26 protein-coding genes, 1 pseudogene and 1 other annotated feature are annotated in these 25075 nt (G+C 37.4%); of the genes and pseudogenes, 8 read left to right on the top strand and 19 right to left on the bottom strand.

All coding sequences use genetic code 11. The annotated features are described in order from the left end of the window. The first annotated feature begins 56 nt into the window (after positions 1-56). Complete coding sequence (locus tag MKX66_RS24060; RefSeq protein WP_016120893.1) at positions 57-860, top strand: NAD kinase; 804 nt, start codon at positions 57-59, stop codon at positions 858-860. Positions 861-1081: 221 nt separating this feature from the next. On the opposite strand, the gene MKX66_RS24055 is transcribed toward MKX66_RS24060, so the two are convergent. The 9 genes and pseudogenes from MKX66_RS24055 to refZ form a co-directional block, all read right to left on the bottom strand. Then, positions 1082-2650 carry an amidohydrolase gene (locus MKX66_RS24055; RefSeq protein ID WP_341087258.1) on the bottom strand — a complete coding sequence of 523 codons (1569 nt, stop codon included), beginning with the start codon at positions 2648-2650 and terminating at the stop codon, positions 1082-1084. A gap of 87 nt (positions 2651-2737) precedes the next feature. Next, positions 2738-3169: a VOC family protein gene (locus tag MKX66_RS24050; protein ID WP_341087257.1), complete on the bottom strand. Its 432-nt coding sequence runs from the start codon at positions 3167-3169 to the stop codon at positions 2738-2740. 102 nt (positions 3170-3271) lie between these two features. After that, entirely contained in the window at positions 3272-4858 is a 1587-nt protein-coding gene (gene mbcS, locus MKX66_RS24045) for an acyl-CoA synthetase MbcS (protein WP_002034333.1), read from the bottom strand. A gap of 221 nt (positions 4859-5079) precedes the next feature. After that, the gene (locus MKX66_RS24040) at positions 5080-5274 is read right to left on the bottom strand and encodes an alpha/beta-type small acid-soluble spore protein (RefSeq protein ID WP_000168891.1); all 195 of its coding nucleotides are present in this window, start codon (positions 5272-5274) and stop codon (positions 5080-5082) included. Positions 5275-5353: 79 nt separating this feature from the next. Then, on the bottom strand, positions 5354-6568 hold the full coding sequence (gene thiI, locus MKX66_RS24035) for a tRNA uracil 4-sulfurtransferase ThiI (RefSeq protein ID WP_002034334.1): 1215 nt from the start codon (positions 6566-6568) through the stop codon (positions 5354-5356). A 6-nt stretch (positions 6569-6574) separates the two neighbouring features. After that, positions 6575-7717, bottom strand: coding sequence for a cysteine desulfurase family protein (locus tag MKX66_RS24030; RefSeq protein WP_033731427.1), 1143 nt, complete (start codon positions 7715-7717; stop codon positions 6575-6577). A gap of 274 nt (positions 7718-7991) precedes the next feature. Next, positions 7992-9701 (bottom strand): septation ring formation regulator EzrA, encoded by a 1710-nt coding sequence (gene ezrA / locus MKX66_RS24025; RefSeq protein WP_033709498.1) that lies wholly within the window; start codon positions 9699-9701, stop codon positions 7992-7994. A 248-nt stretch (positions 9702-9949) separates the two neighbouring features. Beyond that, positions 9950-10243: pseudogene (locus MKX66_RS24020) on the bottom strand (LysR family transcriptional regulator substrate-binding protein); the annotation flags it as partial. 87 nt (positions 10244-10330) lie between these two features. Then, a complete protein-coding gene (gene refZ / locus MKX66_RS24015; RefSeq protein WP_033709497.1) occupies positions 10331-10969 on the bottom strand; it encodes a forespore capture DNA-binding protein RefZ in 639 nt (212 codons plus the stop codon). Positions 10970-11116: 147 nt separating this feature from the next. On the opposite strand from refZ, the gene MKX66_RS24010 reads away from it, so the two are divergent. Then, positions 11117-11596, top strand: a complete 480-nt coding sequence (locus tag MKX66_RS24010; protein ID WP_002138633.1) for a GAF domain-containing protein — start codon at positions 11117-11119, stop codon at positions 11594-11596. A gap of 199 nt (positions 11597-11795) precedes the next feature. Here the strand turns inward: MKX66_RS24010 and megL are convergent, their stop codons facing one another. Next, entirely contained in the window at positions 11796-12974 is a 1179-nt protein-coding gene (megL, locus tag MKX66_RS24005; protein ID WP_044442168.1) for a methionine gamma-lyase, read from the bottom strand. Positions 12975-13372: 398 nt separating this feature from the next. On the opposite strand from megL, the gene rpsD reads away from it, so the two are divergent. Then, positions 13373-13975: a 30S ribosomal protein S4 gene (gene rpsD, locus MKX66_RS24000; RefSeq protein WP_002015568.1), complete on the top strand. Its 603-nt coding sequence runs from the start codon at positions 13373-13375 to the stop codon at positions 13973-13975. Between the two features lie 379 nt (positions 13976-14354). Here rpsD and MKX66_RS23995 read toward each other — a convergent pair whose 3' ends face one another. Beyond that, positions 14355-14483 carry a hypothetical protein gene (locus tag MKX66_RS23995; RefSeq protein WP_000050938.1) on the bottom strand — a complete coding sequence of 43 codons (129 nt, stop codon included), beginning with the start codon at positions 14481-14483 and terminating at the stop codon, positions 14355-14357. 150 nt (positions 14484-14633) lie between these two features. Here MKX66_RS23995 and MKX66_RS23990 point away from each other — a divergent pair, with 150 nt between their 5' ends. Beyond that, positions 14634-14936, top strand: coding sequence for a YjdJ family protein (locus MKX66_RS23990; RefSeq protein WP_341087256.1), 303 nt, complete (start codon positions 14634-14636; stop codon positions 14934-14936). Between the two features lie 78 nt (positions 14937-15014). On the opposite strand, the gene tyrS is transcribed toward MKX66_RS23990, so the two are convergent. The 6 genes from tyrS to acsA all read right to left on the bottom strand — a co-directional run bounded on the left by tyrS (position 15015) and on the right by acsA (position 20297). Further along, complete coding sequence (tyrS, locus tag MKX66_RS23985) at positions 15015-16271, bottom strand: tyrosine--tRNA ligase (protein ID WP_193652352.1); 1257 nt, start codon at positions 16269-16271, stop codon at positions 15015-15017. Between the two features lie 70 nt (positions 16272-16341). Next, positions 16342-16569: a binding site (T-box leader), on the bottom strand. Positions 16570-16646: 77 nt separating this feature from the next. Beyond that, positions 16647-16892 carry a hypothetical protein gene (locus MKX66_RS23980; RefSeq protein WP_240380509.1) on the bottom strand — a complete coding sequence of 82 codons (246 nt, stop codon included), beginning with the start codon at positions 16890-16892 and terminating at the stop codon, positions 16647-16649. Then, entirely contained in the window at positions 16873-17418 is a 546-nt protein-coding gene (locus tag MKX66_RS23975) for an RNA polymerase sigma factor (RefSeq protein ID WP_002143399.1), read from the bottom strand. The genes MKX66_RS23980 and MKX66_RS23975 overlap by 20 nt, the downstream gene beginning before the upstream one ends. Next, complete coding sequence (locus tag MKX66_RS23970; RefSeq protein WP_002143400.1) at positions 17399-17854, bottom strand: hypothetical protein; 456 nt, start codon at positions 17852-17854, stop codon at positions 17399-17401. Before MKX66_RS23970 ends, MKX66_RS23975 begins: the two co-directional genes overlap by 20 nt. A gap of 66 nt (positions 17855-17920) precedes the next feature. Next, on the bottom strand, positions 17921-18478 hold the full coding sequence (locus tag MKX66_RS23965; protein ID WP_002129424.1) for a maltose acetyltransferase domain-containing protein: 558 nt from the start codon (positions 18476-18478) through the stop codon (positions 17921-17923). Positions 18479-18578: 100 nt separating this feature from the next. Then, positions 18579-20297, bottom strand: coding sequence for an acetate--CoA ligase (gene acsA / locus MKX66_RS23960; protein ID WP_341087252.1), 1719 nt, complete (start codon positions 20295-20297; stop codon positions 18579-18581). A 176-nt stretch (positions 20298-20473) separates the two neighbouring features. Between acsA and acuA the strand changes: the two genes are divergently transcribed. The 4 genes from acuA to MKX66_RS23940 all read left to right on the top strand — a co-directional run bounded on the left by acuA (position 20474) and on the right by MKX66_RS23940 (position 23926). Beyond that, positions 20474-21106 (top strand): acetoin utilization protein acetyltransferase AcuA, encoded by a 633-nt coding sequence (acuA, locus tag MKX66_RS23955; protein WP_002112293.1) that lies wholly within the window; start codon positions 20474-20476, stop codon positions 21104-21106. 17 nt (positions 21107-21123) lie between these two features. Further along, complete coding sequence (locus MKX66_RS23950; RefSeq protein ID WP_000634567.1) at positions 21124-21768, top strand: acetoin utilization AcuB family protein; 645 nt, start codon at positions 21124-21126, stop codon at positions 21766-21768. Next, a complete protein-coding gene (acuC, locus tag MKX66_RS23945) occupies positions 21765-22931 on the top strand; it encodes an acetoin utilization protein AcuC (RefSeq protein WP_341087249.1) in 1167 nt (388 codons plus the stop codon). The genes MKX66_RS23950 and acuC overlap by 4 nt, the downstream gene beginning before the upstream one ends. A gap of 134 nt (positions 22932-23065) precedes the next feature. Further along, positions 23066-23926: an alpha/beta fold hydrolase gene (locus MKX66_RS23940; protein ID WP_341087248.1), complete on the top strand. Its 861-nt coding sequence runs from the start codon at positions 23066-23068 to the stop codon at positions 23924-23926. A gap of 66 nt (positions 23927-23992) precedes the next feature. Here the strand turns inward: MKX66_RS23940 and MKX66_RS23935 are convergent, their stop codons facing one another. Beyond that, on the bottom strand, positions 23993-24262 hold the full coding sequence (locus tag MKX66_RS23935) for a hypothetical protein (RefSeq protein WP_341087247.1): 270 nt from the start codon (positions 24260-24262) through the stop codon (positions 23993-23995). 123 nt (positions 24263-24385) lie between these two features. Continuing rightward, complete coding sequence (locus tag MKX66_RS23930) at positions 24386-25075, bottom strand: response regulator transcription factor (RefSeq protein WP_002034338.1); 690 nt, start codon at positions 25073-25075, stop codon at positions 24386-24388.

Raw genomic sequence — 25075 nt, 5'->3', positions numbered from 1 at the left:
TTTGATGATATGCAGCACTAAGACTAGAAAATTTAACTGCAGTGGAGGGATACATAATGGCAAATCGTCGCAATTTATTTTTCTTTTATGGTGATGACAAAGTAACGCTCGTTGAAAAAATGAAACCAGTATATCGTATTTTAGAGGAGAATGGATTTACCATATTAGATCATCCAAAAAATGCAAACGCTATCGTCAGCGTTGGAGATGATGGAACCTTTTTACAAGCCGTTCGTAAAACCGGCTTTAGAGAAGATTGCTTATACGCAGGTATTTCTACGAAAGATGAAATTTCTTTCTACTGCGATTTCCACATCGATCACGTTGATACAGCCCTTCAAGAAATTACAAAAAACGAAATTGAAGTGCGAAAATATCCAACAATTAAAGTAGATGTAGATCATGGTACATCTTTCCATTGTTTAAATGAATTTTCATTACGCTCTAGCATCATTAAAACATTTGTCGTAGATGTACACGTCGATAATTTACATTTTGAAACATTTAGAGGTGATGGATTAGTTATCTCCACACCAACAGGCAGTACCGCTTACAATAAATCATTACATGGTGCAGTTGTCGATCCACTTATCCCATGTTTCCAAGTAAGCGAACTAGCATCTTTAAATAACAACACATACCGTACACTCGGGTCACCGTTCCTTTTAAATCACGAGCGTACGTTAACTTTAACACTTAAACCAGATGGAAATGATTATCCTGTTATCGGAATGGATAACGAAGCACTTAGCATTAAACAAGTGGAAAAAGCCGTTGTTCGTTTAAGCGATAAACAAATTAAAACTGTTAAATTAAAAAACAACTCTTTCTGGGAAAAAGTACAGAGAACGTTTTTATAGTAATCAAAAAACCCTCGAATTATGGGATTTCCATAATTCGAGGGTTTTTTATTTATCAAATGCAACTTGACGCTGTTTCACAAAACATTTTGGAATAGGACAACAGTATATGAAATTATATCAACGATTTTACCCAAAATATCAATTTACCGACATCATCAACCTATCTAAAAAGAGGAAGCAGCACCAAAATGTATTTTCGGAGCCGCTCCCTCAAATTTTTAGACGTCTTTTCTATAAACAATCTTCCCATCAATGACGGTCATTTCTGCCTGTACTTCTTTTATTTCTTCCGCCTCAATTTCAAAAACATTGCGGTCTAATATCGTAAAGTCTGCCTCATATCCTTTTGCGATTTGTCCTCGCTTCGCTTCTTTTCCGATTGCATACGCACTTCCTGTTGTAAATAAAGAGACAGCTTCATATACCGTTAATCTTTCTTCTGGCATATAGCATACGCCGTCAATAAAACTTCTACGTGTAACAGCACTATATATACCTAAAAACGGATTCACTTGTTCAATTGGAGCATCAGAGCCTCCATTACAGTGTAATCCTGCATCCAGTAACGTCCTCCAAGCATACGCATAACGAAGACGGCGTTCTCCTAGTTTTTCAATCACTGATGGAAAATCCGATGAAACAAAGACTGGTTGAATATCAATAATAGCTGGCAAGTGTTTCATTCTTTCAATCAACTCTTCACGAGCTAGCTGACAATGAATAATACGGTCACGTAATCCTTCTGCTGGTGGATGTAATTCAAGCGCATCAATGATATATTCAAGCGATAAATCACCAATTGTATGAATCGCAACTGGCATATGTAAATCCCGTGCTTTTTTCACTAAACCTGCAAGCTCTTCACGTGAGAAAATGGCAACTCCATTTGTTTCCTTCGCATCTTCATACGGTTCACTTAATAAAGCCGTTCTTCCGCCAAAAGATCCGTCAGAAAAAATTTTCATCGCTCCAAATTCAATATAGTGCTCATTTTCATATTCGTTTCGCTCATTCGCTACTTCATGGTGAACGAGTAAATGCGCTTTAAACCGCATTTCTTTTATAACGTGTGAAAACGCATTGTACGTTTTTTGAAAGCCGCCATAATAATTTAAGTCTTCCGTATGTCCGCCAACGAGTCCATATTGCCAGCAGTCTGAAATCGCTGTTTGCAGAGCACTTTGCAAATACACTCCATCTATTTCGGGCTGAACATGTTTAATTAACTCTTGTCCTTGCTCATATAAAAGTCCTGTTAATTTATTTAATGAGTCACGACCAATTTTTCCGCCCTTTGGATCTTGCGTCGCTTCTGTTATGTTCGCTTCTTGCAATATGTATGAATTCACCCATGTCACGTGACGACAAACACGCTTTAATAAAATCGGATGTTCTTTAGAGATTTCATCTAAATCACGTACATGAACTTGTTTTGTATCTGTGAAATTATTTTCATTCCATCCTTCTCCGATAATCCAAGATCCTTTTGGCGCTTCTTCTACGCGCTTCTGAACAAGAGTAAGTACTTCGCTATAAGATTTGCAATTTGATAGATCTAGACGAAGCAACCTCTCCCCATGCCCAATAAGATGCATATGGCTATCAACAAGACCTGGAATCATCGTTTTCCCTTTTAAGTCATATAACTTCACTTCTGAATATCGGTTTTCTAACTCTTCTTTATTCCCTATATGAACAATGACGCCATTTTCAACGTAAATAGCTTCTACTTTTTCATTCTCTTCTCGCATAGTGTAAATGGTGCCGCCATACCAAATTCCTCCCATATACTCGTCCCCCTTTTCCTTTAGTCTACGAAATTAGAGCGTATAAAAAAAGCACCATTTCGATTAAAAATGGTGCTTTTCCAAAAATTAATTTTGTTCAGTAGGGTTCGTTGTAACTTGCCATTCAATGTTAAATTTATCTTTTAGTTGTCCGTATGCTGGGCTCCAGAAAGTTTCTTGAAGTGGCATAATAACTTCTCCACCTTCTTGTAACTTATCAAATACTTCTTTCGCTTTTTCTGCATTATTAATTTGAATTGCGATTGTTACTTGAGATCCGATTGCATGCCCTTGACCTGGGAATGTATCAGAAATCATAAGGTCCGTATTACCAACTTTTAAAGTAGCATGTAAAACGCGCTCTTTCGCTTCAGCTGGCATTGGGTATTCTGGATTTTCAGGCATGTCACCAAAAGTTTGCATTACTTCTACTTTTGCGTCTAACGCCTCTTTGTAAAACTGTACAGCTTCTTGCCCACTACCATCTAAAACTAAGTACGGATTAATACCTAAAATCATACGGACACCTCTTTTTTTAGTTTATAAAATCGAACTTGTGTTCGTTTTTATAATATCATCGTTTTACATTTCATTCAACTATTTACTCCCCTATTTTCAAAATTATTTTGAAGGAAGCTCCATTTCTTGTTTTCTAAGTTCAATACGGCGAATTTTTCCGGAAATCGTTTTTGGTAGTTCATCTACAAATTCAATTTTGCGAGGGTATTTATATGGTGCAGTCAATTCTTTGACGTGTTGTTGGAGCACTGGAATTAATGTTTCTTCGTTCTTGTCTATATTCTCTCTTAATACGATAAATGCCTTCACGACACTTCCGCGAATTTCATCAGGGCTTGCAACAACCGCACATTCTCTTACGTAAGGATGTTTTACAAGCGCATCTTCTACTTCAAACGGGCCGATTGTATAGCCAGAGCTAATAATAATATCATCACCGCGCCCTTCAAACCAGAAATAGCCTTCTTCATCTTTTTTCGCTTTATCACCCGTAATATAATAATCACCACGGAATTGCATCGCTGTGCGCTCATCATCTTTATAATATTGCTTAAAGAGGGCTGGTGTTTCAATGTGAACTGCAATATCGCCAACTTCTCCTACCTGTACAGGAGTTCCTTCTTCATTTACGATATCAACATGGTTTCCCGGCGTCGGTTTTCCCATTGATCCTGGTCTAATGTCCATCCCTTTCATTATCCCAACGAGTAATGTGTTTTCCGTTTGCCCATAGCCGTCTCTTACCGTAATATCAAAATGCCTTTGGAACGTTTCAATAACTTCCCTGTTTAACGGCTCACCAGCTGATACAGCGCTATGTAACGCTTCTAAATTGTACTCACTTAAATTTTCTACCTTTGCCATTAATCTATACTCAGTCGGCGTACAACAAAGCACATTCACCTTATTATCGCCTAATAAATTTAAATACGTTTTTGGTTCAAACTTACCATTGTATACAAATCCTGTTGCACCTGAACCGAGAGTCGCTACAAACGGGCTCCAAATCCACTTTTGCCAACCTGGACTAGCCGTTGCCCATACAACATCATTTCCTTCAATTCCGAGCCAGTTCGGAGCGCTTGTACGTAAATGAGCGTATGCCCATGCATGCGTATGAACAACTCCTTTTGGATTTCCTGTCGTCCCTGACGTATAAGATAAAAAGACCATATCTTCTTTATCTGTCTTCGCCATTTCTAACATGTCACTTTCTGTTTCTAATGCTGTTTTTAAATTTTTCCAACCATCTACTGAACGCTCGCTCAAAACGAATTTTTGAAGAGATTCCACCGCTTCTACGCCGTCGAATTGTCCAATATACGGTTCGTAACTTACAATTGCTTTCACTTCTCCGTGCCCAATACGGTACTCAATATCTTTTTTACGCAACATTTCTGAGCTTGGAATAACGACAAATCCTGCTTTAATCGCAGCAATATACGTCATGTAAGCTTCAATTAAGCGCGGCATCATAATAAGGAGCTTGTCCCCTTTTTGTAAGCCACTTTTTATAAAAGCGTTTCCAATTCTATTCGCACCTTGCATTAATTCAAAATATGTAATCTCTCGTCTATTCCCTTTATCATCTTGCCAAATTAAAGCAAGCTTCTCTTTATCACTCGTATATTTCTCTATTTCCGAAACTAAATTATAAGACGGCGGCGCTAACAATTCCTCTCTCTTCATATAACATCCTCCTTTATTTCTATGCCTCCCTTATATAATAAAGAATTTTCAGTAAATTTTGAACCCTCTTCTTTTGACAATTTTTTTATATTTATGTCGAATTGATGTATGAATGTATAGCGACGATGTTTTTAACATAACGATTCATCGGCAAATAACGACGAAAACGACAAAAAGAAAGAGCGGGAGAACCCGCTCTTTCTAAGCCATCGTATATGGGATTATTTTTGGTAACCGCCTAATTGTTGCTCAGCTAGTGAAACTAGACGTTTAGTAATTTCGCCACCAACAGATCCGTTAGCGCGAGATGTTGCATCAGCTCCAAGTTGAACACCAAACTCTTGAGCGATTTCGTATTTCATTTGATCTAATGCTGCTTGAGCACCAGATACTGCTAATTTATTTGTGCTTGCCATGTTGTATCACCTCCTTGTGAGTATAGAGTGTGATAAACAACATGACTTCATGCACATTTGAATGTGGTAATTTATGGGTTTAGAAAAGTTCTTCGAATTTTTCTTCTTCAGCCACTACTTCTACTGTTTGTAATACCATTGTTTCTTTGTTCGCTACAGCCTCTTCAATTAACGGCGCGAAATCGTACTTCGCTTCAAAACGATTTGCTTTCTCACGCTTCGGTTTCGTCGATGGACTTGCTGGTGTAAACACTGTACAGCAGTCTTCATATGGACGAATTGAAATATCATACGTTCCAATTTCTTTTGCAATTTTAATAATTTCTAATTTATCCATCGTAATAAGCGGACGAATAACAGGATAGTTTGTCACTTCGTTAATCGTATGCATACTATCTAACGTTTGGCTCGCTACTTGTCCAAGACTTTCACCAGTCGTAATTGCAAGTGCATTACGCTCCTCTGCAATACGCTCTGTAATACGCATCATCATACGACGCATAACTGTCATAGAATAGCTAGATGGAATTTCTTTATTAATCGTTTTTTGCACTTCAGTAAATGGAACAAGATGAAGTGTTACACGTTTACAGTATTGCGTTAACTCTTGTGCTAAATCGATTACTTTTTGTTTCGCGCGCTCGCTTGTGAAAGGTGGACTATGGAAGTGAACTGCTTCCACAGATACGCCGCGTTTCATCGTTAAGTAAGTTGCTACCGGGCTATCGATACCACCAGAAAGAAGTACCATTACTTTTCCGCCAACGCCAACTGGTAAACCGCCAGCTCCCATGTGCTCACCACACATAATATAGCTGTAACCACTGCGAATTTCTATACGTACATTCACATCTGGATTATGAACATCTACTGTGATATCCTCTGTATTTTCTAAAATGTGCCCACCGATTTCTGGAAGTAACTCCATCGTCTTCATTGGGAAGCGCTTATCAGAGCGGTGCACTGTAATTTTAAATGTTTTCACATCACCTTTTACTTGTAAGAAAGCTGCTAATGCACCTTTTTTAATATCTTCTAATTCTGATGGTACTTTCATTGCTAAGTTAAACTTATGAATACCAAATACATCTTTCAATCTTTCAGAAATTGCTTCATGGTCTTCACCATTTAACTGAATGTACATACGATCATGTGTTGCATCAATTTTAATGTTTGGGAATTTTTTTAATTTGAATTTCACATTATCTTTTAACGTACTTACAAACTTAGAACGGTTCTTTCCTTTTGTCGTCATTTCTCCATAACGAACTAAAATATATTCATATGTCATCATATTTCTTTACCTCATCACTTCATATAATTTTGGCATCGTCTCTTTAACAATACCTTCAAATTGTTTTACTTCTTCCATCGTGTTGTCTGGTGCTAGACTAATGCGAATCGCACTTGTAGCTGCGGCGTGCGGTACTCCCATTGCCACTAGTACTCTGCTCACTTCATTTGCTTTTGAAGAACAAGCAGACTTCGTCGATACATATACACCATGCTCTTCTAAAGCATGAACGACTACTTCTGGTTTTAAACCGACAAATGATACATTTAAAATGTGCGGTGCCGCATATTCAAGTGATGTATTAATCGTTACAGTTTCCATCTCTTTAAAGAAACGGACCAGCTCTGTTTGTAAATTTTGCAAATGAACTATCTTTTCTTTCACTTGTTCCATCGTCATACGAAGTGCTTTCACCATCGCTACAATACCAGGTAAATTTTCTGTACCTGAACGATACTTGAGCTCTTGTTGACCACCTGATAAGATTGGATCTAATCTTACACCATCACGTACGTAAAGAAGACCTGTCCCCTTTACGCTATGAAATTTATGTCCAGATATTGAACAAAGGTCAATATGAGAAGCGTATAAATCAAGTGGTACTTTTCCTATCCCTTGTACATGGTCCACGTGGAATCTTATTTTCGGATAGTTCGTTAATAATGTTCCAATTTCAGCAACGGGCTGAATCGCTCCAGTCTCGTTGTTCACGTGAATAATTGACACAAGAATCGTATCTTCACGAAGTGCTCGTTTTACATCTTCTACCGATACAACACCGTGCTCGTTAACCGGTAAATACGTTACATCAAAACCGAGATCTTCTAATTGTTTATATGCTTCAAACACAGACGCGTGTTCAATATTTGTTGTAATGATATGTTTGCCGCGCGAACGATTCCTCATCGCTATCCCTTTAATCGCAAGGTTATTCCCTTCCGTTCCACCTGATGTGAAAATAATTTCAGAAGGTTTAACGTGAAGGAGCTGTGCCGCAATCGTTCTCGATTGTGTTAATAGACGCTCTGCCTCTCCTCCAAGCGAGTGAATAGAAGAAGGATTACCAAAATATTTCCCTGCAACCGTTACGTACGATTGAAGCGCTTCTGGATATGGCTTCGTCGTCGCACTATTATCAAAATAGATCATCGTTCTTCCCCTTTCAGCGCTATCACATCATATAATCATATCACAAATACGTGTAATTACGCTAAGACTACTCAAAGGTTCCGTTTTTATATAAAAGTGTACATTTCCCCCGGCCATTTGCAGGCATACTGAGTGGTGAAGATTAATAATCAGTGGTGGATGAAACCCCATCACTTATGGTTTCACTTTATTTTGAAACGAACAACCTTACTGTATTCCGCTATTCATTATAGCAACATCGACTTCAAAATTACACAAAAAAACAAACCCTTTATTAAAGGGTTTGCTCATTGTCTACATATTCAGCTATTTTTTGAACAACACCAGGTTCAAGTTGCTCTAATATAGAAGCCGCTTGTTCTAAAGCTGCATCGTATTGATATTCACGGAATAATTTCTCCGCATAATTTAAGCTTTCTGCAAGATTCTCATCATGACTGCGGTATCGGTTACCGTATTGAATTAGTTTTTCAACTAAATAAGCTTGTCCAATTACTTCTTCTGTCATTTCAGATACACCATTCACAACTGTGTATGCTTCTTCTAAACTGCTATTTACAGTATTCATATTTAACGGCTTTACTTCTAATTGCTCATATACAGCTTGCATCGCCATTTGCCCTTTTTGTAAATCTTCCATAATACTCTCTGGAAGACCTGGTAAATTCGACTTTTGCATAAAACGTTTCGTCTCAAAAATTGTATTTCGCATTTCTTGTAACTTCTCACGTGCTTCAAATTCTTCTTTGCGCATCGTTTGCAGCATTTCTTTATATTCTGCATGAAGTACTTTTAAAGTTTCACATTGCTCATAAACCTCTTCTAGTTCCTCACGAATGATAGAGAATGCAATATCTTGTTCAGCAACGCGTATTTGTAACACTTCAAAACGTTTCATTAAAATATGCATTTGCTTTTCAATTACTTTTTGTGACTCAATATCTTTGTCTTGTAATTGATAACTTTGTTTCACAAGTTGTGTTTCTATTTTCGTTTCAATTGTTTCTGTACGAATTTCTTCTAAATCTTCATAAACAGACAGTGTTTTTTGCTCCACATAATGTTTCGCATGCACTTCTTGTTCAAGTTGATCATAAAAACTGTCTAAACGAGTTTTTAAGTTCTCTACTTTTTCTGCTGCTTCTGTTATATGAAGTTCCTGTATATCCATTAAACATGTGTGTAGTTGTGTCGTCATATCGCGGACTTCTTTAGGGATTTCCAAATACTCTAATACATAGCCTTGTCTTATCATATCATCATGGCCTTGTAATAAATCTTCCAGCTGAACTGGTAATGTCGCTTGACACTCTACCAATAAATCCGGAATTTGATGAATAACGATTTCTAAACTTGCTAAGCCTTCTTCTAAACTAATAACAATTTCTCTCGCTTTTAAATAATCACCATTATCTGTTGCCTCTTCAAAAGTTTTGAACTTCTCGGATTCAACATCTAACATCTCTTCAATTTTTTGCTCAGCTGCTCCATACATGTGTCGATGAGCAAGAACGCTCTTTTTCATACTACGATATGTATCACGTAACCCTTCAATTTCCGCGCTATTTTTCTCATGGCTTTCTAACAGTTGCTGTAATTCATTTAAAATGTCTGTAATACGATTATCAGCGTCATCTAAACCACTTATGGATTCTTTCATCGCATGCTTTGCTTTGCGGAAGGAGAATTGCGAGGCGAATTTTCGCGCTTGCCCTAAATCTTTTTCAGCTTTCGGAAGAGTTGTTGATACAATTTCATCCCACTCTTCACGCCATTTACCAAACAGCTCTTCTGTTTGACCTGTCATATTTAAATCTTTTACCCGCTTTAGTTCATCTGCCACAGGTTTATCTTTTATCTCTTGTTTCCACTGCTCCAGTGCTTCAATATCTTTATATGAACGATTTCTTATCACAAGCTCTATCATGAGCAGCACTAGAATAGAGCTTACTACAATGATAACGATCGTCAGGATAGAATCCATGCAAAAAAGCCTCCTAGTTATATCTCTTTTTTTGTCCGTTCCGTTTATGAAATGGAAGGCATTATGTATAAAAAGGGAATTCCCCTATATTTAACAACTAACAATGTTCTAATCATACCATGTAATGACGTGTTTTTGACCTAGTTTTTTTTAAAATTTCATGTTTCTTTACATGTGATTGTAATATTTCTTAATATTCCACTTATTCCATTATCCGTCCTCAAATGAATGCAATAAAGGTAAGACTTTTACGGGCAGTTAATGCAAGATAACGAGCTCTCTTTTATATGAGAGACGAAATAAATCTTTCGCATTAGTGGTGGTTCTACAGAAATCGCACGTACGTTACCTTGCATTACGGCTTACTGTAACGCGGTTTCCGGAAGCAATGTTATACCAAGTCCAGCTCCTACCATCGCAATCATCGGTTCTGCATAAGATGTTTCAACCGCAATTATTGGTTTCGCGCCCATACATTGAAACACATTCATAATCATTTTCCTTACATCACATATTTCTAGGTATACAATTAGCTGTTCATTAATAATTATTGCGCTAGTATGCAACAATTTATGGCAAAGAAAACAACATATAAAAATCCCCACCTCAGTTCGTTAGGTGGGGATTTTTCACATATGAACAGCTCTTGGTAGTTCATAATACATACTCGCTTTATATAATGTTCGTTCCATCCATTGCTCAATTTCCTTCGTATACATTTCTAAGAAAAACGTCTCAGACGGAAATGAGTGTAGCACCTCTGATATATATTGTGGATATAAAAACGGCATATTCATCATGCCTTTTAATTGCGTCATAAACATTGTAAAAGATACCTTTTTAAATTCTTGCTTCATTTGTCCTTGTTTAATGATTTGCTCTATATAATATCTTTCTCTAGAAAAATAAACGGTCATCACTTCACGAATTAATGTCGTATCAAGCGAAAGCTCTCTATAAAAAAAACGTGTCAGTTCTCTATTATCAAATTGATATCGTAAAATCCCGCGCACCATTTGCACCATCACATCTTTAGCCGGTAAATATTCTCTCTGTTCAAATGACGTTTCAATTACGTGAATATATCCTTCTAAAAAATCAGTAATAAGCTGTTCTAATAACCCTTGCTTTCCAGCAAAATAATATGAAATATTCGCTACATTCACATCCGCTCGCTTTGCAATTTCTCGCACCGACGTTCCATCATAACCTTTCGTGTTAAACAACGATATTGCCGCATCAATTACTTTTTGTTTCGTCTGTTTCATGCGCTCACTTCCTCTCACTGAACAGCTATAGTTTAAATTTCTTGACTTTTAAGACAAATTCCTTTAATTTTCTATCGACAAAGTCATGTGAAATACATCGTATTTTGCTATCGTTTTACATATCTCGCTAAAAAGGGAGTTGTTTCCATGTTTACAAAAGAAAGTTATGCAGGATCTCGTGAAGAGCAATATGAGACAGTAATTAAACAACTGGATGCATTATTAACTGGCGAACCGAACGTAGTCGCAAACTTATCAAATGCGTCCGCACTATTAAATCAATTTTTAGATCGCGTTAATTGGGTTGGCTTTTATGTAACAGAAGGAAATCAACTTGTTCTTGGACCATTCCAAGGGATGCCAGCTTGCGTGCGTATTCCGTTCGGACGTGGTGTTTGCGGCGTTGCAGCTGAAACAAAAACAACGCAACTTGTAGCAGATGTTCACCAATTCCCAGGACATATCGCTTGCGATAGTGCCTCTAATTCTGAAATCGTTGTACCGATTATGAAAGAAGGAAATATCATTGGTGTGCTTGATATTGATAGTCCTGAAAAAAATCGTTTCGATGAAGTAGATCAGCACTATTTAGAAAAGTTTGTGGAAACACTCCTAAAACATATTTAATAAAGAAAAGAGTGAGCTATCGATTACGTACGTAACGTACGAAACCGATAGCTCACTCTTTTTTATCCCGCATTAACGGGCAGTAAATTCGGCGAATACAAGGAAGTTAGGTGGGAGATAACTGCCCGTAAAAGCCCGATTTGTGAGGGCTAATAATCAGCAGGGGATGGACAAAACCCCCATTGATTACAGTTTCACTTTATTGATTACTAACAGTAGATATCTTCTTTAGCGCCTGTTCTAAATCAGAAACGATATCTTCCCATGATTCTAAGCCGACAGATAGGCGTATTAAATTATCGAAAATACCCATTTCTTTTCTTAGTTCAGCTGGAATAGCTGCATGCGTCATCGTCGCTGGATGCTGAATTAACGTTTCTGTATCACCTAAACTTACGGCAATTGTAATAAAATGGAGGTCATTGATAAACGACTGTGTTTCCTCTTTCCCGCCTTTAATTGAAAAAGAAATAACGCCCCCGCCTCGTTTCATTTGGCGGGATGCTAATTCTCCCTCCGGATACCAAACACCTTCTACTGCTTCATGATTTTTCAAAAACGATACAATTTTTTCCGCATTATCACAATGCCGATCCATTCTTACTGCTAATGTTTTTAATCCGCGTAACAATAACCACGCGTCAAACGGCGCCATAATACCGCCGATATCTTTTCGCATCGGACGAATTTTATCAGCTAACGTTTTCGTTCTACAAATTGTTACACCCGCTACAACATCCCCGTGACCACCAATATATTTTGTCGCACTGTGAACGACGGCGTCACAACCAAGTTCAAGAGGTCTTTGTAAATAAGGTGAACAAAACGTATTATCGACAATAACAAGCAAATCATTGCGCTTCGCTACCCCGATCACCTTTTCTAAATCAATTAATTTCATCGTTGGATTTATCGGTGTTTCAACGAAAATGAGCTTTGTATTTGGACGAATTTTATTTTCAATATCAGTCTCTGTCTCCATATCACAAAACGAATGCGTAATCATAAATTTCTCTTCTAATACTTCTAAAAAACCGTACGTACATCCATATAATCCATTTGAACAAATAATATGATCTCCAGCCTTTAGAAAACCGATTAAAGTTGCTGAAATGGCTGCCATACCTGAACCGAACGCCAGCGCCTCCTCTCCATCTTCTAAAACAGCCATACGTTCTTCAAATAATTTCACAGTTGGATTCCCAAGCCTTGAATAAATATAAGATGGATCTTCTCCCGCAAAACTCGCTTCTCCTTGCTGTGCTGTCTCAAACGTAAATGTAGAAGTTTGAAATAAAGGTGGTGTTAAACTCCCTTTATTTTCATTTGATTCATATCCGTGATGAATTAATGCTGTCTCTATATGTTTCTTTTTCATAAAAACATCCCCCTCATGTCTTTATTTCCACATATCCACCAGGAAAAATCTGATGAACGTCTTTACTACATTTTATGTAAGCGTTTTATTTGTGTTTCTATCATTTCTTTTATATTGTTTTAAATTCCTTCTTGTTAATTTCCAAAATTTATCTGCATAAAACAAAAAGGGAGTCTCTTGACGAAACTGTAAGTAAAAGATATAATAGCGTTTGTGTAAAATAAAAAGGCAGCCTTGTAATGTGAGTTTATCGTTTGTATTTTGTTCCTCTGCGGAGGTGTATCTCGTAACTCCCTGCTGCTGGAGCGAAGGTACATGAAAACAAAATACCCGTAAATATCGATTACGTCTGTTTTTATTTTACGAAAATAAAAACATTTTTAAAGGAGGAGTCAACTATGGCTCGTTATACAGGTCCAGCATGGAAACTGTCTCGTCGTCTTGGAATCTCTCTAAGCGGCACAGGAAAAGAATTAGAAAAACGCCCTTACGCACCAGGTCCTCACGGTCCTAACCAACGTAAGAAACTTTCAGAATACGGTTTACAATTACAAGAGAAACAAAAACTTCGTCACATGTACGGCATGACTGAACGTCAATTCCGTCGCACATTTGACCAAGCAGGTAAAATGCCTGGTAAGCACGGCGAAAACTTCATGATCCTTCTTGAAGCTCGTCTTGACAACCTAGTTTACCGCATGGGCTTAGCTCGCACTCGTCGTGCAGCTCGCCAATTAGTAAACCACGGTCACATCACGGTTGATGGCGCTCGCGTAGATATCCCATCTTACCGCGTTAAACCTAACCAAACTATCAGCGTTCGCGAAAAATCTAACAGCCTTGTTGTTGTTAAAGAAGCGATCGAAGTTAACAACTTCGTACCAGAATACTTAACTTTCGATGCTGATAAGTTAGAAGCTACTTACACTCGTCACGCTGAGCGTTCTGAGTTAGCAGCTGAAATCAACGAAGCATTAATCGTAGAGTTCTACTCTCGTTAATCTCGGTACTCTGCAAAGAGTATTATTAAAAGCCTTAGGAACCTTGTTTATCAAGGGGCCTGGGCTTTTTTTATTTATATAAATGTCGTATGTATAGTAAGATACTTCAAGGAAGTTTTTTCATGAGTTATGGATAATCATCCTTACTTCTCTTTTATTCATTCCAACGATTGGATTCTCTTTAATACTATCTCCGTTTATTGTGCAAAATTTTATAATCCATCTTCATTACATGCTGTTATACTTATTCCCTTAAACATATAATCATTTCATTTTCAGACTACTCCTTTTTTCATTACTTCCAAATTATATCTCAATAGAAAAAGCTACCAAAGAAACTAAAACGTTCTCTCTGGTAGCTTTTATTTATATATTAAAATTATTTATTTTCCTCTTTTTGAACATATACATAAGCATCTTTCTGCTCTTTATGTACATCAACCTTCGAATGCTCTGCAAGCTGACCAGCGTTTAGCAAAGAAAAAATAATGAGCGCTTCTAGTGACATTTTGTTTTACCACTCCTTTCTATTTGTTATACATTTATCATACCGCTTACATGTGATTTCCGTATGAACTCGAAAAGGAGATTACAACAAAAAGGTTCCAGGAATGTGAATGCACGCTACAATATCCATAATATAGGAGGTTGATTCATTTTGACAATAAACCAAATGGTTCAATTAGGTAGTTCATTTATGCTGTTTATTACTTCAGCTTTGATTAGTTGGTATCAAGGGAGTAATTTAATAGATTATCCTGATGAATGGAAATATAGCGCTAAGTTTACGAATTATTTTAAAGGGTACGTTTCACATTATGACGATATTTATCAAATCGATTTCTTTATATATGCGGCAAAATTTTATCCCGGGGCATTTGTCGTTATGCTAATTAGCTTACTTTACATGCTCGTATTAATTCTTCATATTCTATTTAAAAGAAATCATGAGGCAATTTAAATGCATACATAAAAACCCCGAACGATAGACTTTTCAGCCTACCATTCGGGGTACTATTTGTTTTACATTCGTTTCTGATTAGTAACGAATTAAGAAATATTTCTTCTTACCGCGGCGAATGATTGTGAATTTACCTTCGATGCGGTCGTTTTCTGTTACAACGTAGTCTAACGCTTGTGTACGCTCACCGTTTACGTAGATTGCACCGTTAGTTACATCTTCACGTGCTTGACGTTTAGATGGTGAAATTTTGCTTTCTACAAGTAAGTCGATTAATACTGTATCTTCTGCAGTACGTTCTACAGATGGTACGTCTTTGAATCCTTGCTCGATTTCGCTTGCAGTAAGTTCTGCTACAGAGCCACTGAATAGTGCAGCTGAAATTTTAATTGCTTGCTCTAACGCTTCTTCGCCGTGAACAAGTTTTGTCATTTCAGATCCTAATGATTTTTGTGCTGCACGTTTTTCTGGTGCTTCAGTTACTTGCTTCTCAAGCTCAAGAATTTCTTCATGAGATAAGAATGTGAAGTATTTTAAGTATTTAACTACATCGCGGTCATCTGTATTGATCCAGAATTGGTAGAACTCGTAAGGAGTTGTTTTCTCTGGGTCTAACCAAATTGCGCCGCCCTCTGTTTTACCAAACTTCGTACCGTCAGATTTTGTAACTAGCGGAATTGTTAAACCGAATGCTTTCGCGTCTTCTTCTGATTTACGGATTAATTCAAGACCAGCTGTAATGTTACCCCATTGGTCACTACCACCGATTTGAAGACGGCAATTGTGTTGTTGGTATAAGTTTAAGAAGTCGTATGATTGTAAAATCATGTAACTAAACTCAGTAAATGAAATACCAGTTTCTAAACGAGATGCTACTGTATCTTTTGCTAACATATAGTTTAAACCGAAGTTTTTACCGATATCGCGTAAGAATGAAATTACATCTAAGTTACCAAGCCAGTCATAGTTGTTAGCCATCGTTGCTGGGTTGTTCACGTTTTCAAACTCTAAGAAGTTTGAAAGTTGGTTTTTAATGCTTTCCGTGTAGTAAGCAACTGTATCTTTCGTATTTAATGTACGCTCTGCTTTTTTACCACTTGGGTCACCGATCATACCAGTACCACCGCCAACAAGTGCGATTGGTTGGTGACCAGCTAATTGGAAACGACGTAACATTAATACTGGTAACATATGACCGATGTGTAAGCTATCCGCTGTCGGATCGAAACCACAGTATAATTTAACGCTTTCTTTTTCTAATAATTGCTCAAGGCCCTCAGCATCTGTTTGCTGGTTAATTAGACCGCGAAATTCAAGATCTTGTAAAATACCCATATCCTACATACTCTCCTTTAAGTTCATTACTGGCGTGAAGGTTGAAAACATAAAAAAATCGCCCCTTTAAATAAGGGACGATTTTGATCATCGCGTTACCACCCTAGTTGCAGACAAAAAAGCCTACCACCTTATTTACATAACGGCTTAGCACCGTCTTTTCCCTTTTGAATATAACTCAATCGAAAAAAGATGCTCTAGGGGCGTAATTCGCGATCATCTATGTGCTGATTTTCACCGACCATCAGCTCTCTATAACAGGGAAATGATCACTACTTCTCCCTTTCCACGCTCAATTATTCATATACTTTTCTTTATACCATCATTTATATAGGCGTGTCAAATAGAGGTCGAGTTTCTCTTCTTTCCAATCCTTTACAACGTCGCAAAGAGTATCGTAATAAGAGAAAGAATTGGAACCCCAACTAATAACGACACATGAAATATAACCGATAAATCATTGCCAATCGTCGCCTCCACAGGATCTTTCGCTGGAGAACCAAGAAATCCGATTAATCGATCGAAGCGACTTACCGTTTTTGGAAAATTTGGTATTTCTACATGATCACTATCTAAATGATGCTTTAATTTATATTCACTCTTAAAGGGATTTTCGCTCAATTTCATCCACCTCCAGCAATTGTTTCAATTTCTTTATCCCGTTATGGAGTCTCGACTTCACTGTTCCAACCGGAATGTTTAATATCTCCGCAATCTCTTTTTGCTGCATATCATGATAATAAGAAAGAATAAGGACAGCTCGCTGTTCTTCAGGAACTTTCAAAATTGCCGCTCTTACTGTGAGCCGATCTTCGTGAGAAAATTCTTTTTCCTGAATCGGCACTAAAAATGGCAAAAGCGTACGCCACTTTTTTCTTCTATTTAATTTATTAATCATAAGACGATAACCAATTTGAAATAAATACGTTTTTATTTTACCTTTTTCAGGTTCATACATATGTTTCTTTCGTTCTAATGTCAAAAATGTATCTTGCACGAGATCGATACTTAATTGTTCATCTCGGTTAAATCGATATAAAAATGTGTATAGCGCTGGTTTGATCAAAACATATAGTTTTTCTCCTGCCTGCTTATCTCCACTTTGATACGCAAGCATGAGCTCTTCCTCAATCCCAATCTGCGCCATGATTTTTGATCTCCTTTATTCCTTTTAACGTTAATGAAATGCGGGAAATTAAATAGCAACTTGCGACAATAATCCATACTTGCGATTGATTCGTAAAAAATTGAACATACGGGTTTTGAATTGTCTGTCCGGTTGAAACTAAAATATTTAATGCTTGCACACATACGCACGCATACACTGCCAAACAAGCCGAAATCGTATCAAATACATTCCAGCGAAAATACACTTTTGTTTTTGTAAAATCAATTTTATATCCTTTTTTCCGTACTATATGTTTTCTATCAAACGGAATAATGATTGAAAACATAACAATCATCATGACACCGGCTGTAATCATTGATACTTTAAATCCGATTGGCATCGGTAATAGCAAACCACAAGAAAATACGACGATAATTCCAATTACGGCAAAAGCAAGAAGTAATTTATTAGACATAAAAAAGCCTCCCTCATCTATTCTTTCATAAATGTATACAGACGAGGAAGGCGCTTCGTTCAAATATTATTTTATTTTTTTTATGATTCTCGCAGGATTCCCGCCAACTACTACATTGTCCGGCACATCTTTCGTTACAACAGCACCAGATGCGATGACAGCATTATCTCCAATTGTGACACCAGGATTAATAATCGCTCTTCCGCCAATCCATACGTTATCACCAATTGTAACTGGTTTTCCGTATTCTGATCCGCTTATACGCTCTACTGGGTCAAGCGGGTGTGTTGCTGTATAAATGTGAACACCTGGAGCTAACATACAGTTCACTCCGATTGTCACCGGGCATACGTCTAAAATCGTACAGTCAAAGTTTGCGTAAAAGTTTTCACCAACGTGAATGTTATAACCGTAATCACATCTAAAAGAAGATTCAAGATGAATGTTATCTCCAGTCGTTCCGAATAATTCTTTTACGATTGCACTACGTTCTTCTAGTTTTACTTCTGGTGTTTCATTTAATTTTCTCGTTAATATACGAGCTTGCTCCCTGTCCTTTACTAAAACGGGATCAGCCGGTATGTACATTTCCCCTTGTATCATCTTTTCCTTTTCTGTTTTCATCATACTATCCCCTTTAACTCATATATATAAGTTGAACAACTACATCATAACATAAAAAAAGAAAGGTCTGAACATATTACTTGTTCAGACCCTTCCTCTTTTAATCTTCCATCGTTGATAAGTCACCTGTTGGTAAGTTTAGCTCCCACGCTTTTAATACGCGGCGCATAATTTTACCACTTCTCGTTTTCGGTAATTTATCTCTAAATTCAATTTGTCTTGGCGCTGCATGAGCTGCTAGGCCTTTCTTTACAAATTGACGAATCTCTTCTTTTAATTCATCAGATGGTTCGTATCCTGCTCGAAGCGCGATAAATGCTTTAATGATTTCTCCGCGCACTGGATCAGGAATACCAATTACACCAGCCTCTGCAACAGCAGCATGCTCGATTAATTTGCTTTCTACTTCAAATGGACCAACACGCTCACCTGACGTCATAATTACATCGTCAATACGTCCTTGGAACCAGAAGTATCCATCTTCATCCATATAAGCAGAGTCACCTGATACGTACCAATCTCCCGGCATAAAGTAAGAATCATATTTTTGTGGGTTATTCCAAACCGCACGCATCATAGATGGCCAACCTTTACCAATCGCTAAGTTCCCCATTGTGTATGGAGGCACTTCATTTCCTTCATTATCAACAATCGCTGCTTTCACACCCGGAATTGGTTTCCCCATTGAACCTGGACGGATTTCCATACAAGGATAGTTACAAATAACTTGTCCGCCTGTTTCTGTCATCCACCACGTATCATGAATACGAAGTCCAAATGCGCTCATACCCCAGCGAATTACTTCTGGATTTAATGGCTCACCAACACTTAATACGTGACGCACTTGTGATAAATCATATTTTTTAATTGCGTCTTGTCCAGCTCCCATTAACATACGGAACGCTGTCGGTGCACTATACCAAACTGTTACACCGTAATCTTGCAGTGCTTCATACCATGCCTCTGGACTAAATCTCCCGCCTAAAATAACATTTGATGCTCCCACTAACCACGGTGCAAAAATACCGTAAGCTGTTCCAGTTACCCAGCCTGGGTCAGCTGTACACCAATATACATCATCTTCTTTTAAATCTAATACCCATTTCGCTGTTTGATAGTGCTGAACCATTGCGTTTTGAGCATGAAGGACGCCTTTTGGCTTACCAGTAGAACCAGATGTGTAATGTAGAATTAAACCGTCTTCACGGCCTAACCACTCGATATGTAATTCTTTTGAAGCTTGTTCAAATAAAGGATTGAACGCTACAGTTTTACCGCCTTCTTCTGCATTTTCTCCAACAAGGAAGACTGTTTTTAAAGCAGGTAAATCATTTAATGGTATGCGCTCTAACAATTCAGGAGTTGTAATTAACACCTTCGCTTCGCTATCTTCTAAACGATCGCGAACTGCGCCTTCCATAAATGCTTCAAATAATGGTCCAACAATTGCCCCTAATTTCACTGCACCTAAAAGTGCGAAATATAATTCTGGGGAACGCGGCATAAAAATAAAAACGCGATCGCCTTTCTCAACATCGCCATAGTTTTTCAGGACATTTCCTGCTTTATTAGAAAAATCCTTCATTTCCTTAAACGTATATTTCTCTTTTCGCGATCCATCTTGATAATAAAGTGCTACTTTATTCTTTCGATCTGATTTCGCATGCTTATCAATTGCCTCATACGCCATATTTACTCGTCCTGTTTCATTCCAAGTAAAATTTTTATTAACCTCTTCCCAGTTAAAATTCGCGTATGCCTCTTCATAATTCGGCAAATTATTTTCTCCTTTAATGACAGGAAGCGTTTCCACTTTCATACTTTACATCCCCCTCCTATGTATTCTATTATCTATTATAATGACATTATTTAAAATTTTCAGTATTTTTGTTGATTTTTAGACAAATTTTTAATGACAAAATTCGATTCACATCGCATATATTATAAAGTACGATATTAATAGATTCACAAACCCTCAAGGTGGTGAGCAATAAATTGATTCATAAAAAAATATATAATGCCAGAAACTTAAAAACAGCGAAAGGCACTTTAATTATTGAAGGTCCTGTCTCTACACATAATCTTGAAATGTATGAATTTCATCCAGACTTAATTGCGTTTCGTCCTGCCGAGCAGCAATATAAAGCAATTGTCGAAATTTCTAAATTACCAGAAGCTCGTCTCATTATTGCTAGACATGACCAAACGATCGTTGGGTATGTTACATACTTATATCCTGATCCGCTCGAGCGATGGTCAGAAGGAAAGATTGAAAACTTAATTGAACTCGGGGCGATTGAAGTTGTCCCAGCCTTTCGTGGTTGCTCTGTCGGAAAAAATTTATTAGAAGTTTCAATGATGGACGATCATATGGAAGATTACATTATATTAACGACTGAATATTATTGGCACTGGGATTTAAAACAAACAGGCTTAAATGTTTGGGAATACCGAAAAGTAATGGAAAAAATGATGAATGCTGGTGGTTTACAATGGATGGCTACAGATGATCCTGAAATTTGTTCACATCCTGCCAACTGTTTAATGGTCCGCATCGGTAAACGTGTTGATACGGATTCCATTCAAGCATTCGATCGTCTACGTTTTCACAATCGTTTTATGTATTAATAAAGGGGGCAACTGGAATGATTGTAGAAGAAATTATGAATCAAGATGTAGTGACACTGCATCCAAACGATACAATTGAAACAGCAATCCGAACGATACGTACGAAAGGCATTCGGCACATTCCAATTGTCGATCAAAATAATCATGTCGTAGGTATTATTTCTGATCGGGATGTAAGAGATGCAAGTCCGTCTATTTTAGATGAACAAGTTTCACTCGATATGCTGAAGCAACCGCTTGAACTCATAATGAAACACCCTGTTATGACTTGTCACCCTCTCGATTTCGTTGAGGAAATTGCGACTTTATTTTTTGAAAATAAAATAGGCTGTCTTCCTGTTACGAAAGCTGGAAAACTCGTAGGTATCATTTCTGAATCTACAGTGCTGCACACGTTAGTAAAATTAACAGGAGCTCATCAACCGAGTTCACAAATTGAAATTCAAGTGAAAAATGAACCTGGTATTCTCGGAAAAGTCGTTGCTATTTTTAGTGATTTACAAATAAATATTGTGAGCGTTCTCGTCTACCCAGCAAAAGATGAGAATGATAAAGTACTCGTTTTCCGCATTCAAACGATGAATCCTTTAAGGGTGATTGAAGCACTTGAAACAGAAGGCTATCGTGTTTTATGGCCGAACATAATGGGGATGCAAGCATGAGTAGCGCCTTCATTTATTCGGATGACTTTCGGGGCTATTCATTTAGCCCTGATCATCCTTTTAACCAACTGCGTGTCACACTCACGTATGATTTATTACAAAAGAGCGGTTTTATCTCTCCCTCTCAAGTCATCGCGCCACGGATGGCTACAGATGAAGAGATTGCCTACGTTCATACAGCGGAGTACATAAATGCGGTAAAACTTGCTGGAGAAGGTAAGTTAGAAAAATCAATTGCGATGACATACGGACTTGGAACAGAAGATACACCGATGTTTCCAAATATGCACGAAGCAAGTGCATTACTCGTTGGCGGAACATTAACAGCTGTCGATGCTGTTATTTCTGGGAAAGTAAAGCACGCCCTCAATTTAGGCGGCGGCTTACATCATGGCTTTCGTGGTAAAGCATCTGGCTTTTGTATTTATAACGATAGCTCTATCGCAATGAAATATATTCAGAAGAAATACGGTTTACGCGTTTTATATATTGATACAGATGCTCATCACGGTGACGGGGTACAATGGTCTTTTTACGACGATCCTAACGTATGCACCATTTCATTACACGAAACTGGGCGTTATTTATTCCCTGGAACTGGCGCAGTAAATGAACGTGGACAAGGAAATGGATATAATTATTCTTTTAACGTTCCACTCGACGCTTTTACAGAAGACGAATCGTTTTTAGATTCATATCGAACAGTTGTAAAAGAAGTGGCAGCATACTTTAAACCGGATATTATTTTAACGCAAAATGGTGCTGATGCACATTATTACGATCCACTTACACACCTTTGCGCAACGATGAATATTTACCGTGAAATACCGAAGCTCGCTCGTGAAATCGCTAATGAATATTGCGACGGTCGCTGGATTGCTGTCGGCGGTGGTGGCTATGATCACTGGCGCGTCGTACCAAGAGCTTGGGCACTCATTTGGCTCGAAATGAACAACATCCAAAACATCTCAGGTTATCTCCCTCCAGAATGGATTGACGCTTGGAAAGGACAAGCAGAAACCGACCTTCCCCTTACATGGGAAGATCCAAACAACATGTATCAACCTATCCCTAGAAAACCAGAAATCGAAGAAAAAAATGCATTAACTGTAGCGAAATCTCTTGAAATTATTCGGAATAATATGACAAAATCTTTATATTAAACAGAGAGGAGGCTCGCTTTTGAACAGCCTCCTTTTATTTATAGCTAGCTATTATTGTCGTTTTCTGTCGGTAAGTCGATATATTTTGAGATTCGCTGATATATTTTATTTAAGAATTAGCCGGTCCAACTTTTATGAGAAAAGGTCGTGATATTATGTGGACACAACAAATAATCAACACGAAACGTGGCACATTTGAAATCTTTACAAAAGGAAATGGCGAACCGCTTTGCATTACACATCACTATTCACAATTTAATGAAACTGGCGATTACTTTGCGGATGTTTTCACTGCTACGCATCGTGTATTGCTCATTAATTTACGAAACGCTGGTAACTCAGCAAAAGCCCATTCAGAAAAAGAATTAAGTATGATTGAAACCGTTCACGACTTAGAAGCAATACGAGAAGCTTTACAACTCCCAACATGGCATTTCGCTGGCCACTCAACAGGCGGTATGCTTGGACTTTTATATACCATTACATATCCAAATTCCTTACAATCATTAGTCATGGCCGGAGCCGCAGCAAGTAACTATACCGAAACACTATTTTGCATTTATCACCCAGCACATCCTCAGTTTCATTATATGCAACAACTCATCGAAAACTTGAAAAGCCCTCATCTTACAAATGCAGAACGAAAAGAATTATCTACTAAGAGAACAAAATTATCATTGTATAAACCAGAAAACTACAACTCTTATTTTTGTAAACCAATCCAAAAAACAATGTCCCCTAGCCGGATGAACACTTTCGCCAATGAATATCCGTCATTTGATTTAAGAGAGAATTTACCTTCCATCCAAACAAAGACCCTTATTATATGCGGAAGACATGATGTACAGTGCCCGATCCAATATTCTATCGAGATGCATGAGGGTATACATAATTCTATCTTTGTGATATTTGAGGAGAGTAACCATTATCCTTTTTTAGAAGAAGCTGCTCAGTTTACTTCTACTACTCAAACATTTTATAAATCGTTACACTAGTACCGTTATTACTAAGGAAAGCTCACAGCCTCTATAAGAATATGAACTTTTTTCAAAAGAAATATTTCACACTAGAAACAACAAGAAGAACAAAAAAATCATTAAGCCTACATCAATGAATATCGACTTTTTATCTCCTGCTTTTATACTCATCATAAAATTAGAAATTATTTTACTTCCAAAAAAGACCATCATAAATAACCAACCGAAATGATCATTCGTAGAATCTTCATCATAAAACATTTGTATTGCACCGATAATTAATAAGATAAGTATGATATTGGTTCCAATCTTTAAAGCCTTGTTTGATTTATTATCTTTTAATGTATCTCCCAAAATGTATCACGCCCTCTCATGCTCTCCTATGTTTTATCTCTCTTTATATTTTAACATAAATTACCTATTATTCCCTTTTTGTTCGAATAACATAAAAAACCTACCAATTACTTGGCAGGTACATTACACGTTAAAGCGATAACCAGCTCCCCATACTGTTTCAATATATTGCGGGTGAGCAGGATCTCTTTCAATTTTTTCACGTAGCTTTCTAATGTGAACAACGACAGTGGCTAAATCGCCAGCTGATTCTAGTCCCCAAATACGTTCAAATAACTGTTCTTTATTTAATACTTGGTTTGGATGCGTTACAAAGAATGTTAATAAATCAAATTCCTTCGTTGTGAACGCGATTTCTTCATTGTTTATAAAAACTTTTCTCGCTCGCTGGTCAATAGAAATTCCATGAATGTATAACGTATCGCGTTGCTTACTCACATTTCCTGATAATCTTTCATAACGAGAAATATGCGCCTTTACTCTTGCTACTAATTCACTCGGGCTAAATGGTTTCGTTATATAATCATCCGCCCCTAAACCGAGTCCGCGAATTTTATCTATATCCTCCTTCTTTGCTGAAACAAGTAAAATAGGAATGTCTTTTATAGCACGTATTTGTTTACAAATTTCAAAACCATTCATTTTCGGAAGCATAATATCTAAAATAATTAAGTCATAGTCTTCCTGAAGAGCCATTTGTAGACCTATTTCACCTGAATGCTCTACATCGACTTGAAAATCACTAATTTCTAAATAATCTCGCTGTAATTCTGCAATACTTATTTCATCTTCTACTAGTAAAATTCTCTTCAT

The sequence above is a fragment of the Bacillus sp. FSL R9-9530 genome (assembly GCF_038008145.1).
GTDB lineage: Bacteria > Bacillota > Bacilli > Bacillales > Bacillaceae_G > Bacillus_A > Bacillus_A mycoides.
This window is presented reverse-complemented; position numbering and strand designations above follow the sequence as displayed.